Source organism: Marinobacter sp. W-8, from assembly GCF_044342215.1.
Lineage (GTDB): Bacteria > Pseudomonadota > Gammaproteobacteria > Pseudomonadales > Oleiphilaceae > Marinobacter > Marinobacter nauticus.
The window spans coordinates 2358981-2371699 of record NZ_CP172297.1 but is presented as its reverse complement, the minus strand read 5'-3'; the positions used below and the strand labels follow the sequence as shown (position 1 = coordinate 2371699).

Annotated in this window: 9 protein-coding genes; 3 read left to right on the top strand and 6 right to left on the bottom strand. The window is 58.4% G+C overall.

Annotated elements, in window-relative coordinates; all coding sequences use genetic code 11:
• Positions 1-20 precede the first annotated feature (20 nt).
• Positions 21-1349 (bottom strand): TRZ/ATZ family hydrolase, encoded by a 1329-nt coding sequence (locus tag ACF8YQ_RS11030; RefSeq protein WP_396621392.1) that lies wholly within the window; start codon positions 1347-1349, stop codon positions 21-23.
• Between the two features lie 203 nt (positions 1350-1552).
• Here ACF8YQ_RS11030 and mtnA point away from each other — a divergent pair, with 203 nt between their 5' ends.
• Entirely contained in the window at positions 1553-2608 is a 1056-nt protein-coding gene (mtnA, locus tag ACF8YQ_RS11025; protein ID WP_121208654.1) for an S-methyl-5-thioribose-1-phosphate isomerase, read from the top strand.
• Here the strand turns inward: mtnA and ACF8YQ_RS11020 are convergent.
• From ACF8YQ_RS11020 to ACF8YQ_RS11005, 4 genes are all read right to left on the bottom strand, one after another.
• Positions 2601-3383 carry a helix-turn-helix domain-containing protein gene (locus tag ACF8YQ_RS11020; protein WP_396621391.1) on the bottom strand — a complete coding sequence of 261 codons (783 nt, stop codon included), beginning with the start codon at positions 3381-3383 and terminating at the stop codon, positions 2601-2603. The genes mtnA and ACF8YQ_RS11020 overlap by 8 nt on opposite strands.
• A 3-nt stretch (positions 3384-3386) precedes the next feature.
• On the bottom strand, positions 3387-5552 hold the full coding sequence (locus ACF8YQ_RS11015; RefSeq protein ID WP_396621390.1) for a carboxy terminal-processing peptidase: 2166 nt from the start codon (positions 5550-5552) through the stop codon (positions 3387-3389).
• Positions 5553-5795: 243 nt separating this feature from the next.
• Entirely contained in the window at positions 5796-7946 is a 2151-nt protein-coding gene (locus ACF8YQ_RS11010; protein WP_396621389.1) for a 3-hydroxyacyl-CoA dehydrogenase NAD-binding domain-containing protein, read from the bottom strand.
• Between the two features lie 29 nt (positions 7947-7975).
• Entirely contained in the window at positions 7976-9184 is a 1209-nt protein-coding gene (locus ACF8YQ_RS11005; protein WP_224850380.1) for an acetyl-CoA C-acetyltransferase, read from the bottom strand.
• Between the two features lie 186 nt (positions 9185-9370).
• Between ACF8YQ_RS11005 and ACF8YQ_RS11000 the strand changes: the two genes are divergently transcribed.
• On the top strand, positions 9371-9634 hold the full coding sequence (locus ACF8YQ_RS11000; RefSeq protein WP_014421950.1) for a late competence development ComFB family protein: 264 nt from the start codon (positions 9371-9373) through the stop codon (positions 9632-9634).
• A gap of 4 nt (positions 9635-9638) precedes the next feature.
• Here ACF8YQ_RS11000 and ACF8YQ_RS10995 read toward each other — a convergent pair whose 3' ends face one another.
• Positions 9639-12086: a DUF349 domain-containing protein gene (locus ACF8YQ_RS10995; protein WP_396621388.1), complete on the bottom strand. Its 2448-nt coding sequence runs from the start codon at positions 12084-12086 to the stop codon at positions 9639-9641.
• Positions 12087-12241: 155 nt separating this feature from the next.
• Between ACF8YQ_RS10995 and ACF8YQ_RS10990 the strand changes: the two genes are divergently transcribed.
• On the top strand, positions 12242-12718 hold the full coding sequence (locus tag ACF8YQ_RS10990) for a regulatory protein RecX (protein ID WP_396621387.1): 477 nt from the start codon (positions 12242-12244) through the stop codon (positions 12716-12718).
• Position 12719: the final 1 nt, after the last annotated feature.

The window sequence follows — 12719 nt, the reverse complement described above, 5'->3', positions numbered from 1 at the left end:
TTCGGGGTTACTCCGGATAATCAGCTGAGAATCTGTTTGCGCCATTCGTTCACCCGCAGAACCAGATCTGGTACGTCGATGCGGGTTAGCCTGCCATCCTGTAATTGTGGTACGCCATGAATCCAGCTGTGGCTTACTGCCCGGCCGTGGTTGCTGTAGACCAGGTGCGAAGCGGGATCGTAGACAGGCTGCAGATAGGGGTCGCTCAAGTCGACGGCGATCAGATCTGCCAGTTTGCCCGCCACCAGGGAGCCGATGTCATGGTCCCGCCCTAGGGCTCGGGCACCACTGAGGGTCGCCATCTCCAGCGCTTTGTGAGCCGACAGGGCTGCCGCATCGTCCGCCACAGCCTTGGCTACCATTGCGGCGGTTTTCAGTTCGCCGAACAGATCCAGATCGTTGTTGCTGGCGGCCCCATCGGTCCCGATGGTGACATTGATATCGTGATCCAGCAGTTTCTGTACCGGACAGAACCCGCTCGCCAGTTTCAGGTTGGACTCCGGGCAATGGACAACATGGGCGCCGGTCATTTTCAGATGAGCCAGGTCGGATTCGTCGATCTGGGTCATGTGTACACACTGCGTATTGGCTCCGAGAACACCCAGGTCTGCCATACGCGCCAGCGGTCGCTGCCCGCTGGCTTTTACCGCTTCCGCTACTTCAAAGGCGGTTTCGTGCAAATGCAGTTGAATGGCGGCACCGGTTTGCTGCGCTAATTCCACGGCGGCACCCAGAGGACCGTCGGAAACGGTGTAAGGAGCGTGGGGCCCAATGGCAGGCATGATGTAGTCATCCCGCTGCCATTGTTCAATAAGGTCCGCACCTTTGCGCAGGTATTCTTCTGGCCCTGAACCCCATACCGTTGGCATATCCATCAGAGGAAAGCAGATCTGTGCACGCATGCCGGTGTCGTGGGCTGCCTGGGCAGTCACTTCCGGGAAGAAGTACATATCCGAAAACGTGGTGGTGCCGGTGCGGAGCATCTCTGCCATGGCCAGGCGCGTGCCGTCTGCCACGAACTGCTCGCTGACAAACTTGCCCTCTGCAGGCCAGATATGATCATTCAGCCAGGTCATCAATGGCAGGTCGTCAGCCAGACCCCGGAACAGGGACATGGCGGTGTGGCCGTGCAGGTTGATCAGACCGGGCAGGACAACATGCTGGTTCAGGTCGAGGGTTTCCCGGGTGCGATAATTTTGGTCTGCCTCAGCCTGCGGCACGATCGCCAGAATTCGGCTGCCTTGAAGGATTACGGCCTGGTGTTCAAGGACAACCCCGAAGGGTTCGACGGGAATCAGCCAGCGGGCGTTGATTCGGGTATCGGCTGCGGTGATGGTTTCTGCCGTCATTAACCTGCCTTGCGGGTTCGGGGCACCGGAGGCGCCTTGAAATTCAATGGGCAAGTATAACCAGCGCGGTCAGGCAGAACTACCCCGGTGGCGGCCGCTGCGCTGCGATTTTCCAGACATTCATCAAGCCTCTTCAAATCAGGGCAGTCAATCTGGTTTGATAGGGCTATACTCGCTGTTTTTCTTTGGTTCGGGAGTTGTTTATGGCAGGTCGATCTTCCAATCGTTCCATCGGGACGGTGGCAATGCGCTGGCACGGGGACAGGCTGGAATTGCTGGATCAACGCCTGCTCCCGGCGGAGGAGCACTGGATTGTTGCGGATGGTGCCTCGGCGGTGGCCCAGTGCATAACGGATATGGTGGTGCGTGGGGCACCGGCCATCGGCATCAGTGCTGCGTACGGGGTGGCCCTGGCAGCCCGCCACGCAGGCGGAGGCGATTGGCAGGCCGAGATCAAACAGGCTATTCGAGTGTTGGCGAAATCCCGGCCTACGGCGGTGAACCTGTTCTGGGCGCTGGAGCGCATGGAAAAGGTGTTCCACGCCTGCCATTCTCTGGACGAAGCCACTGATCGGCTGGCGGCAGAGGCTGTTCGTCTGCATGAGGATGACCTGGCGGCCAACCTGGCCATGGCAGATTTTGCTCTGGAGGTGATGAATCCCGACAAGCCTGTCGCAGTGCTGACCCACTGTAACACCGGTGCACTTGCCACCGGAGGATACGGTACCGCGTTGGGGGTGATTCGCCGTTTGCACGAGGAAAAACTGTTGAAGAGGGTCTATGCCGACGAAACCCGGCCCTGGCTTCAGGGCAGCCGGTTAACCGCCTGGGAGCTGACCCGTGACCATATTCCCGTTACGCTCAATGCCGATGGCGCGGCAGCGGCCATTATGGCTTCCGGCAAGGTTAAATGGATTGTTGTGGGCGCCGACCGGATAACCGCCAACGGTGATGTGGCGAACAAGATTGGTACCTATAACCTGGCGGTCCTGGCGCGGCACCACAAGATCGGGTTTATGGTGGTGGCTCCCTCCAGCACCGTTGATATGTCGCTGGAGTCCGGCAAGGATATTCCGATCGAAGAGCGGGAGGGCACCGAAGTTCGTGAAATCCGCGGGATTCCCCTGGCGCCCGCGGGCGTTCAGGTCTTCAATCCGGTGTTCGACGTGACACCGGCCAGCCTGATTGATGCCATCGTGACCGAGAAGGGCGCAGTGCGTAACCCCAACATTACCGGAATGCGGGCGCTGTTTACCTGATATTCCGTTTGGCCCCGGAGCTGGTTGCCGGCTTGTCCGGCGCTGGCTCCCCAGGCTTCATGCCAGCTTTCAGTTCTGCCATTTCCTTTTCCTGCTGCTCGATAAAGTGCAGTGACATTTCGAAGCTCTGGCGGGTGAACTCCAGCACTTTTCGGAAGCCTTCATCCGACAGGTTTCTGGCATCGTCGTGCCGGCGGAAGATGTTAATGAATTCCCGTTCCCGCTCGAACTGGAGCGGAATCCGGCCAATGCCCCAATCGTTGAGTATCTGCCACACCTCGGGGTTATAGTTACGGGTGGTGCGCATGATAAACGGGATGGGATCGTTGCGGGCCACCAGGGCGGCGAGTCTCAGGATCAGCTCGAAGGAGAGGGTGGAGGTGCCATTTTCAATGGCTTCCAGCAAAGACTTGTCTTTGAGGTTCAGGGCTTCACTCATTTCCGAGAGCGTGAGGCCCGCAACTTCCCGTATGTCTTTCAGCGATTGGCCGGCTGTCAGCATGGCCCGCAACTGATCCTGAGAGTTAATCAGGGCCCGACCGACCCGCAGGGAGGTGTCGGTTGCCCGGGCGCCCAGGCGAAGTGCCGAACCCGTCAACCCGGCTATACGTTCCAGCATACCGTCTGGGGTTTTATCTTTCGGGCCAGAGGATTCCAGGCCCTCAGCTTCGTCCATGGAATACATGGCGTGCAGGGCGTCCAGTAGCATGTCCCTGAACACCCGGGCACGCTGTTGGGTACTCTGACTGCTTTCCCCGGACGGCTGCCCAGCCATGATTTATGGTGCCTCAGTCTTGGCCGCAAACTGGGTGGGCATCAGAATGGACGCCATACGTTGGTCCAGCTCCAGCAAGTCGGCCATGATGTGTCCGCCTTCCTGGATGACGAAATCCAGTTCTTCGTCGGTGTTGTCCAGATCTGCCGCCTGTTGATCCTGCCAGTCTTCCAGAGCTTCCAGGTCTTCAAACGGTTCTTCGCCTTTCAGTTCCCGCCGGGCATTGGCGATGGTCAGGCGGGTCTGCTCGATCTGGTTGTGCTGGTTCTTGCGCTCGTCCACGTTAAGGCTGACGTAATCCATCTGCCGCTGGCGGTTAAGGAACTCAATTTCCTTCTGCAGCAGCTTGAACTCCGGGTTGGTGGCGAACCGCTCTTCGTGGCGATTCCGCAGTTCGTCAATCACGCCGGTAAAGTCGAAATAGCGGGCATGGGGAACGGCCTCAATCTGGTCCCACGGCAGGGCGTGGTCCAGAGCGTCCTCACCAATTCGGGTTTTATCGATGCGCGACGGGATTTCGATGTCTGGAATCACCCCTTTGTGCTGGGTGGAACCGCCGGAAACCCGGTAAAATTTGGACTGTGTGATTTTCAATTGACCGTGGTTCAGTGGCCGAACGGCCTGAACCGTGCCTTTGCCGAAGGTTTGGGAGCCAACCACCAGGCCTCGACCATAATCCTGGATAGCGCCGGCGAAAATTTCAGAGGCGGAGGCGCTCATCCGGTTGACCAGTACCACCAGAGGGCCGTCGTAGACCACGGACGGATCCTCGTCTTCCAGTACCTGGACATCGTTGTTGGCGTTACGGATCTGGACCGTGGGGCCTTCGTCGATAAACAGACCAACCAGGTCGTTGGCTTCGTGCAGTGCGCCACCGCCGTTATTACGAAGATCCATGACCACGCCATCCACGCCGCTGGCCTTGAGTTCCTCAATCAGTTTACGCACATCGCGGGTGGTGCTTTTGTAATTTGGATCGCCAGCCTGCATGGCCTGGAAATCGGCGTAGAAGGTGGGGATATTGATGACCCCGATACGATAGGTCTCGCCGTTTCGGTCCAGTTCAATCACGTCTTTGCTGGCGCTTTGCTCCTCCAGCTTCACCTCGTCGCGCTTGATGGCGATGGTGCGTGTGATGGTCTCGTCGCTGGCGTTGGCCGGGATTACTTCCAGGGTTACGGTGGAATTACGGGGGCCGCGGATCAGATCCACCACCTCGTCCAGGCGCCAGCCGATCACGTTTACAGGCTTTTCATCACCCTGCGCAACCGAGACGATGCGGTCGGCTGGCTGCAGCTGACCTTGCTTGGAGGCCGGGCCACCGGGTACCAGACGCACTACCTTGGTGTACTCGTTATCGGATTGCAGTACCGCGCCGATGCCCTCCAGCGAGAGACTCATGTTGATATTGAAGTTCTCAGAGGTACGGGGCGAAAAGTAGGACGTGTGTGGGTCCCACATGCCGGTAAAGGCATTCATGTAAGCCTGGAATGCATCTTCGCTGCGGGCCTGGTAAGCGCGTTTGAGCTGCCCTTCATAGCGGCGTCGCAGTGTTTCTTCAATCGCCTCATCGTCTGCGCCGTTCAGTCTCTGGGCCAGAACCGCGTTTTTAATGCGCTTCGTCCAGAGTTCGTCCAGAGCGGCCTGGTCCGCTTCCCAGGGCGCCTCGGATCGGTCGACGCGAACCCTGTCATCGGCAGTGAAGTCGAGTTGCTCAATACCGTTGTCGATGAGCCCCAGGGCGAACTTCAGGCGTTCGATAACCCGCTGCTGAACCAGATTGTATATATCAAAGCCCGGCTGGAGCTGGCCGGTCTTTAGCGCTGACCCCAGGTGTTTCTTGACCCTGGAGAGGGCATCAATGTCCTCCTGGGTCAGGTAAATTCTCTGGCTGTCGAGGTAATTCAGGTAGGCATCGAAAACATCGCCGGACAGCTCGTCGCTGATGCCGAGATTGCGGAAATGCGTGAACTGCAGCTGCCGGGCAATCAGAATATTGGCGCGGGCCTGGTCAATCGTGGGCGCAACCGGCTCATACCTGGCGGAGTCGTCAATCTTTGCGTAGGCGCCGGAGACAAGGAGGCCCAGGGCCAGAGCCGTGACCGCGCCTGCTTTCCGGGTGAGGGAAGTCAGAGACGGGCGCTGCATGGAGTTTTCCGCGATGGTCATAAATGCATACCTGAAGCTGCTGGGAATCGCCACCAATGACAATGGGGGTGAATACCCGTGACTGTTCAATTTATTGTAGGCAACCGCTACACCTGTTGCCATAGGCCAGGGGTATAGCTTCGTGACAATATGTCCATATACGTTTCAGCCTGAGGCTAACTATGGGGGCGTGTGACCGGAAGTAAACTGTCGGCAGTTGAGGGTAGAGGTGGCCGGAGGGTATAGGCCCTCCGGCCGGCAGGGTCAGCTAAAGTTTTCGTTGCGTTCGGCTTTCTGAAGCAACAGGGATGGCGGCGTGAATCGCTCTCCGTACTGGTCTGCCAGCTGCTGCGCCCGCTCCGCAAAGGCCCGAACGCCATACTGGTTGACGAACTGGATGGCACCGCCGGTCCAGGGCGCGTAGCCAATACCGAAGATGCTGCCAATGTTGGCGTCTTCCACGGTTCTCAGCACACCCTCCTCAAGACAGCGGATGGTCTCGATGGCCTGCATGAACAGGATGCGATCTTTCAGATCCTGCAGCTGCACACGGCGTGCCTTGTCCTGGTCCACGAACAGGTTCTCCAGTTCCGGCCACAGGTATTTTGTGCCCTTCTCCGGATACTCGTAGAAACCGGCACCGGCGGCTTTGCCCTTGCGTCCGTGGGTATCCACCATGGCATCGATGACGGCTTCGGCCGGATGCGGCTGCCAGGTACCGCCGGCGGCTTCCGTGTCTTTCTTGCTTTGGGCGCGGATGTGCTGCATCAGGGTCATGCTGACTTCGTCAGAGATGGCCAGCGGCCCTACCGGCATGCCGGCCAGCAGTCCGGCATTCTCGATGCTTGAGGGGTGAATGCCCTCGGCCAGCATGCTGATACCTTCGTTCACGAAGGTGCCAAATACCCGAGAGGTAAAGAAGCCACGGCTGTCGTTCACCACAATGGGAATCTTGCCTATCTGTTGCACGTAATCGAAGGCCCGGGCCAGGGTGTCATCGGAGGTTTTTTCGCCAACGATGATTTCCACCAGCTGCATCTTGTCCACCGGCGAGAAGAAGTGCAGGCCGATGAAGTTGTCCGGCTTGGCCGAGGCCTGGGCCAACTGGGTGATGGGGATGGTGGAGGTGTTGGAGGCAAAGATGCCGTTGGCCACCATTTTCGGCTCGGATTCCTGGGTAACCTTTGCCTTCAAATCGCTGTCTTCGAACACGGCTTCGATGATCAGGTCGCAACCTTCCAGATCGTCGGCGGAAGCCGTGGCTTTAATTCGGGCCAGCACCTCGTCTTTCTGGGCCTCGGTCATCCGGCCGCGGCTGACTTTCTTGGCCAGCAGGTTTGCGGAATAGCGTTTGCCTTTTTCCGCGTTTTCCACGGAAACATCCTTCAGCACCACCTCAATGCCGCGGCTGGCGGTGGAGTAGGCAATGCCGGCACCCATCATGCCGGCACCCAATACCCCGACTTTCTCGAAAGTTTCTTTTTCAACACCATCCGGGCGACTGCCGCCGGCCTTGATGGCGTTGAGCTGGAACCAGAAGGTGCCCGTCATGTTTTTGGCCACCTGGCCGGTGGCCAGCTCGGCAAAGTAACGGGTTTCAATCAGGCTGCCATTGTCGAAATCCACCTGGGCGCCTTCCACCGCTGCTGCCAGAATCCGTTCCGGTGCCGGATAGCAGCCTTTGGTCTTCTGTTTGAGCATGGCCGGTGCAATGGCCAGTTTCTGGGCCATGGCCGGATGATGCGGAGCTCCGCCGGGGAAGCGGAAGCCTTTCTGATCCCAGGGTTGCTGGCACTTGGGATTGGCTTCGATGAAGGCTTGGGCCTTGGCGATCATGTCTTCTGGTGAGTTGGCGAGCTCATCCACGATACCGGCCTTCAGAGCGGCTTTTGGATTTACCTTCTTACCCTCCATCAGGAACGGGAAGGCGGCTTCCAGGCCAATCATCCGGGGCAGTCGCTGGGTGCCGCCACCGCCGGGCAGCAGGCCCAGGGTGACTTCCGGCAAGCCCAGTTGGGTCCGGTCATCATCAATGGCAACGCGATGATGGCAGGCCAGGGCGAGTTCCAGGCCACCACCCAGAGCGGTGCCGTTGATGGCCGCCACCACAGGTTTGCCACAGGTTTCCAGCACCCGCATGTCGGCTTTCAGGCCGTTGACCATGTCTTCAAACTCTTTGGCCTGTTCGCGGGTCACTGAGTACAGCTCATTCAGGTCGCCACCGGCAAAGAAGCTTTTCTTGGCGGAGGCGATGATAATGCCTTTGACATTATCCAGGTCGCCTTTGACCTTGTTGACGGTTTCGGTCAGCGCAGTTCGAAACTCGCCGTTCATGGTGTTGGCGGACTGGCCCGGCATGTCGATGGTCAGGGTCAGAATCTGGTCTGAACCCAGGTCGTATTTGATGGCACTCATGGTCGGTTCCTTTTATATGAAAGTGGCGTTCAGACGCGCTCGATGATGGTGGCAATGCCCATGCCGCCGCCCACGCACAACGTGGCCAGGCCGTAGCGCAGTTCGCGGCGTTCCAGTTCATCCAGCAGGGTGCCGAGGATGATGGCGCCGGTAGCACCCAGCGGGTGGCCCATGGCGATGGCGCCGCCGTTTACATTCACTTTCTCGTCCGGAACGGACAACTCTTTCTGGAAGCGCATCACCACCGAGGCGAAGGCTTCGTTCACTTCAAACAGGTCGATCTGGTCCACCGTCATACCGGCTTTCTCCAGTGCCTTGCGGGCGGCGGGGGCAGGGCCGGTGAGCATAATGGTGGGGTCGGTGCTGGTAACGGCAGTGGCGACAATGCGGGCGCGGGGCTTCAGGCCCAGCTCCTTGCCCTTGGCTTCGCTGCCAATCAGCATGGCGGTGGCACCGTCGACAATGCCGGAGGAGTTGCCGGCGTGGTGCACGTGGTTGATCTTCTCCACGTAGTGGTATTTTTCCCGCGCGACGCCGTCAAAGCCCATTTCGCCCATCATCTGAAACGAAGGCTTGAGGCCGGCCAGGGATTCTACGGTGGTGTTACCGCGTACATGCTCGTCCCGGTCCAGGATGACCACGCCGTTCTGGTCGGTGACTGGCACAATGGATTTCGCAAAGTAGCCCTTATCCCAGGCGCTGGCCGCTTTTTGCTGGGATTTCACAGCAAAGCCATCGACATCTTCGCGACTGAAGCCTTCCAGAGTGGCGATCAGATCGGCACCGATGCCCTGGGGCATGAAACCGGTGTGCAGGTTGGTTTCCGGGTCTGTGGCCCAGGCGCCGCCATCGGAGCCCATCGGAACGCGAGACATCGCCTCGACACCACCGGCAACCACCATGTCTTCCCAGCCGGAACGTACTTTCATGGCGGCCAGATTCACGGCTTCCAGGCCGGAGGCACAAAAGCGGTTCAGGGTGACGCCGGCCACTTTTTCGTCCCAGTCGGCTGCGAGTGCTGCAGTTTTGGCAATATCCGCGCCCTGATCGCCCACGGCGGTGACGCAGCCCATGACGACATCATCTACCTGAGAAGTGTCGAGCCGGTTACGCTCTTCCAGAGCCTTGAGCACGGTGGTGAGCAGCGTGATCGGCTTAACGCTGTGCAGTGAGCCATCTTTCTTGCCGCGGCCGCGGGGGGTGCGAACGGCATCGAAAATGTACGCCTCGGTGGTCATATCTGTTCCTCTGATTGTTATCCGGGCTTGATTTCAAAGAGTGATAACCATAGCGGTTCAGTGTAGCCCCCGGTAATGACAGCCGCTGCCAATCCCATTGGCGAAATTGCTCAGGGACAATGACACAAACGCTTGTGACTTCTATCTTGAATAAAGATTGATCCTATAAAGCAGGCAGGTGTAACCATGTCTCTGAGAGATGCTATCGATAATTTCTACGAAAGGCTGGTGCTGGATGCGATCGATGCAACCCGGGAGGAGTCGGACACAGCGGATTATCTGACCGACGTGATGTGTGTGGCTCTGAATCGTTTGCCGGCCAGATACTATCGGCACACCATCGATATGATGTTCTACCTTGCCGATGAGGAATTAAAGGAGATGAAAGAAAAATCCCTGGCTGCGGTCAGGCAAGCCAGGGATTTTGTAAGGCAGCATCAGAGAGAATGATGCTTTAGTGCTGCAGTCGGTTTTCCAAAGCCTGAACCAGTCGACCAGCGTGTTCTGTGCTCTGGTCGTTCATCTCCGGGTGCAGGCACCAGAGTGCGATCAGCCTTTCCAGTTCCTGCTCAGGTGTGGTTTGATCGCCACCACCCAGGCCTTCGGCCAGACGCTGAACCTGGATTTCCATACGCCGTCCCTGGTCTGAGTCCGGAGTCTCCTGGCCGGCAACGATCTCCGCCCTGATCACCAAGTCTCTACCTGTAAGAGAGGTCGCGCCGTTAACCAGATTCTGCCAGTTTGAAGGAACCTGTTCCGGGGCAAGGGCGCCACCCACACGCTCTTTGATCAGTGTCTTCCAGTTATCGAGTCTGGCTTTCAGCTTTTTGCGCTGCCCCAGCTCTGTCAGATGCTGACGAAGGTCTTGTACTTCGCCCCTAACCGGTCGTGAAAGCGGCATATCGGCTAACGGCTTGAGCTCGGTCTTGGCTTCATTGATCAACGCTTCGTCAGCCTCTGTTCCGAGATCGCGGTACTTGGCAACCACTGCGCGAGCGTCGGCGTCAGCCTTCTCGGTCGCTTGTTGCTGTGCAGACCGCTGGGCATCGCGTCGGTCGAAGATCTGGTCGCAGGCTTGGCGGAACGCCTGCCAGAGCTTGCGATCTTCGCGGTGCCGGGTGATGCCGATACGCTTCCATTCCGATTGCAGGGCTTTGGCCTGATCCATGGCCTCCTGAAGAGGTTCATGGTCAATCAACGCCTGAGCCCGCTCGACAATCGCCTGTTTGGCGGCCTCGTTCTTCTGTCGCTCCTCGTCCAGGGGCCGCTCCAGGTTCTTCAGCAGGTCGTCAAACCGCTTCTGTACCTGCCGGTTATCCCGGAAGTCTACCGGCCAGGCCGCTTTCCATTCCTGACGGGCGGTCTGATGAATCCGTTCGGCACCTTTCCAGTCAATACTGGTCCAGTCTGCCTGCGCGAGGAATCGTTCGAGTTCCTCGCAGATGGCTTCCCGTTTGTGCAGGTTGACCTGTTTGAGATCGGCTTTTGCCTCGAAGTAGGCTTTGCAGGGCTCATAGGCCTGATCGGACGCTGCTTTGAAACGATTCCAGAGGGTTCGGTCGGACGAGCCACCAAGTTCTCGCCATTCGTTCTGCAGTTCTTTTATTCGCTCTGCCTTGGCCTCCGGCTCCATCGGTTGTTCCGCCAGATATTCCATCTGTTCGCACAGAGAGACCTGTTTGGGCTCGGTGGCGAATCCCTGCCAATCGCTCAGTTCCCGGAACTGGCCGGCAAGTAACTGCATCTTCGCCTGGACGTTCTTGCGGTGACGATCATCAAGCGCCTGAAACTGGTTCTGGGCTGTTTTCAGGAGCTGGCGGGATTCCCGGAACTGCTTTGCTTCCAGGGCGGCTTCCAGTTTGGGCAGGGTGGTATTAAGCGCGGCCGCATATGCTTGCTGCTGTTCCCGGGTTCCGTCTGCCCCAGGTTGTGTGCGTGGCTTACCGGCCAGGGCCCGCAGATCGGCCAGGGCCTGGGGTAGCGGGAATTCCTGAGGCCAGGCCACTTCCTGCAACAGGGCTTTTGCGGCAGCCTGAGGGCTCTCGGTGTCGTTGCTTTCCAGTTCGCTGATTTGCGGCCGCGCCAGATTCAGGCGGCGCACCGCACCAAGGTAGTTGCGTAGAGCCAGCATGGCCTGTTCGTATTGCGTCTGCTCCTGTTTGTCCACCTGGGTGTCCCGCGTGGCTTCCAGCCAGCGGTTTTCCTGGGTTTTTTGCAACGCATCCAGGGCAGATTCTGAGGGAAGTCCAGAGGGCGCTGCGGCTTTAAGCTGGTTCAGGGTTTGCTGCAGCAGTTCCAGTGTTTCCTGCCGTTGCTGCTTCTGATCGAGGTGCCGCTGCTCTTCCTGGCGCGTCTCATCCAGTTGCTTCTGGCGTTCACGAATCTGGTGGACCGCTTGCAGGAATTGCTGGGTCTGCTCTGCGCTGGCCTTGTTTTCAACGCTTTGCCAGTGATCCTGGAGAGCGTTCAGTCGGGCCTCGTAGAGCTTGGTGTCTTCGCTTCTGGCCTGCTCCTGTGCCTGGCTGACCAGTTCAGTGATGCGATGCTGGGTGGCCGCTTCGCTGGCCTGTTGTTCCTTCAGGGTTTGAAGTGACTGTTTGACAGTCTGGTAAACACTTTTATCGCGGCCTTTTGCCTGTTTCAGTACCGCCTGTAGGTGCTCTTCCTGGTTAATCTGGCTCGCTGCCTGCAATCGAATGGCGGAGGTCACACCTTCTATTGCCAAAGCCGCGAGTTCCGATTGTTCAGGGCTGGCGCCAAGCTGGCGTTCCTGCTGCTGGCGTAACTGCTGTCGGTTGTCTTCTTCGGTTGGCTGATTGCTTTGCGGTTTTTCGGATGCCTTCTGGCTTTCGAGTGAGACGGTTTTGCGGTTCTTGAACAATTTCTGAATGAATGCAGCCATAAACGGTATCCTTGGGATTGCAACCAGTTTGCGGTGGCGGCAGAGTATCTCCGCCTTCCGGCCCGATCCAGCGTCTGGTTTCGGGTAGTGTGTTTGCGGGGGTGCCCCGGGACGCTAAGTCTATCGTTTTGCAAGTCATCGCGGAAAGAGCCTGTATGGGAAAAGATCAAAAACATGACGATCCGGAATACCAGGCTCGTTCGGTAGCGCTGCGTCTGTTGGCCCGCCGGGAGCACAGCCGGTATGAGCTCGCGATCAAGCTGCGGCAGCGCAAGATTCCACCGGATGTTTTTGATCCGGTGCTCGATGAATATGAGTGTGAGGGCTGGTTGGATGACGACCGGTTCGCGGAGATCTATAGCCGCCAACGCATTGAAGCCGGCTACGGACCACTAAGAATACTGGCCGAGCTGCAGCAGCGTGGTGTGAATCAGGCGCCGGAGTGTCTATCGTCCGTCGCAGAAGAAGAGTGGTGCCGGAGGGCGGTCCGGGCCCGTGATAAACGGTTCGGGCTGGCGGATGTGCAGGGGGATCTGCCTGAAAAACTCCGTCAGGCCCGGTTTCTGGCCCGGCGAGGGTTTTCATCCTCCCAGTCCGAGCACGCCTTGAGCGCGCGATCGGATGATGTTTGAG

Bases quoted from the DNA above. Each gene is read 5' to 3' on its own strand.
- ACF8YQ_RS11030 (WP_396621392.1), bottom strand. From the start codon at position 1,349: ATGACGGCAGAAACCATCACCGCAGCCGATACCCGAATCAACGCCCGC.
- ACF8YQ_RS10995 (WP_396621388.1), bottom strand. From the start codon at position 12,086: ATGGCTGCATTCATTCAGAAATTGTTCAAGAACCGCAAAACCGTCTCA.
- mtnA (WP_121208654.1), top strand. From the start codon at position 1,553: ATGGCAGGTCGATCTTCCAATCGTTCCATCGGGACGGTGGCAATGCGC.
- ACF8YQ_RS11020 (WP_396621391.1), bottom strand. From the start codon at position 3,383: ATGGCTGGGCAGCCGTCCGGGGAAAGCAGTCAGAGTACCCAACAGCGT.
- ACF8YQ_RS11010 (WP_396621389.1), bottom strand. From the start codon at position 7,946: ATGAGTGCCATCAAATACGACCTGGGTTCAGACCAGATTCTGACCCTG.
- ACF8YQ_RS10990 (WP_396621387.1), top strand. From the start codon at position 12,242: ATGGGAAAAGATCAAAAACATGACGATCCGGAATACCAGGCTCGTTCG.
- ACF8YQ_RS11015 (WP_396621390.1), bottom strand. From the start codon at position 5,552: ATGACCATCGCGGAAAACTCCATGCAGCGCCCGTCTCTGACTTCCCTC.
- ACF8YQ_RS11000 (WP_014421950.1), top strand. From the start codon at position 9,371: ATGTCTCTGAGAGATGCTATCGATAATTTCTACGAAAGGCTGGTGCTG.
- ACF8YQ_RS11005 (WP_224850380.1), bottom strand. From the start codon at position 9,184: ATGACCACCGAGGCGTACATTTTCGATGCCGTTCGCACCCCCCGCGGC.